Here is a 1235-nt window from a genome sequence, read left to right as displayed (position 1 = left end):
AAAAAAGGCCCCGCAGGGCCTTTTTTAATCAATGCCAATTAAGCAATGATTTTTGATACTACACCAGCACCAACTGTACGGCCGCCTTCACGGATTGCGAAGCGTAAACCTTCGTCCATCGCGATTGGGCAAATCAGTTCAACAACAAACTTCAGGTTGTCACCTGGCATTACCATTTCTACGCCTTCTGGTAATTCAACTGCACCAGTTACGTCAGTAGTACGGAAGTAGAACTGTGGACGGTAGCCTTTGAAGAATGGAGTATGACGACCACCTTCTTCTTTTGACAGTACGTACACTTCGCCTTCGAACTTAGTGTGTGGCTTGATTGAACCTGGCTTAGACAGTACCTGACCACGTTCTACGTCTTCACGCTTAGTACCACGTAACAGCGCACCGATGTTCTCACCTGCACGACCTTCGTCTAACAGCTTACGGAACATCTCTACACCGGTACACGTCGTCGCTACAGTGTCTTTGATACCAACGATTTCTACTGTCTCACCTACTTTGATGATACCTTGCTCTACACGGCCTGTTACTACAGTACCACGACCAGCAATTGAGAATACGTCTTCGATTGGCATGATGAATGGCTTATCGATTGCACGTACTGGCTCTGGGATGTAAGTATCCAGTGCGTTACCCAGCTCAAGGATTTTCTCTTCCCATGCTGCGTCGCCTTCCAGACCTTTCAGCGCTGAACCACGGATTACCGGCAGGTCATCACCTGGGAAATCGTAGTCTGACAGAAGCTCACGTACTTCCATCTCTACCAGCTCTAACAGCTCTTCGTCATCTACCATGTCACATTTGTTCATGAATACGATGATGTAAGGTACGCCTACCTGACGTGACAACAGGATGTGCTCACGCGTTTGTGGCATTGGGCCGTCAGTCGCTGCTACTACCAGAATTGCACCGTCCATCTGCGCCGCACCAGTGATCATGTTTTTAACATAGTCAGCGTGGCCTGGGCAGTCTACGTGCGCGTAGTGGCGAGTTGGCGTGTCGTATTCAACGTGTGAAGTATTGATCGTGATACCACGCGCTTTTTCTTCTGGTGCTTTGTCGATTTGATCGAAAGCAAATGCCTGACCGCCGTAGTGCTTAGCCAGTACGTTTGTGATTGCTGCAGTTAAAGTAGTTTTACCGTGGTCAACGTGACCGATGGTGCCTACGTTTACGTGCGGTTTTACTCGTTCAAATTTAGCCTTAGCCATGGATAGACCCTT

Annotated in this window: 1 protein-coding gene; it reads right to left on the bottom strand. The window is 48.5% G+C overall.

Annotation, left to right across the window (positions count from 1 at the left end; all coding sequences use genetic code 11):
• Positions 1-38: 38 nt before the first annotated feature.
• Complete coding sequence (tuf, locus tag MN202_RS20485) at positions 39-1223, bottom strand: elongation factor Tu (RefSeq protein WP_335737988.1); 1185 nt, start codon at positions 1221-1223, stop codon at positions 39-41.
• Positions 1224-1235: the final 12 nt, after the last annotated feature.

This window comes from Rheinheimera muenzenbergensis, from assembly GCF_036984005.1.
In the GTDB taxonomy this organism is placed as follows: domain Bacteria; phylum Pseudomonadota; class Gammaproteobacteria; order Enterobacterales; family Alteromonadaceae; genus Alishewanella; species Alishewanella muenzenbergensis.
This window is presented reverse-complemented; position numbering and strand designations above follow the sequence as displayed.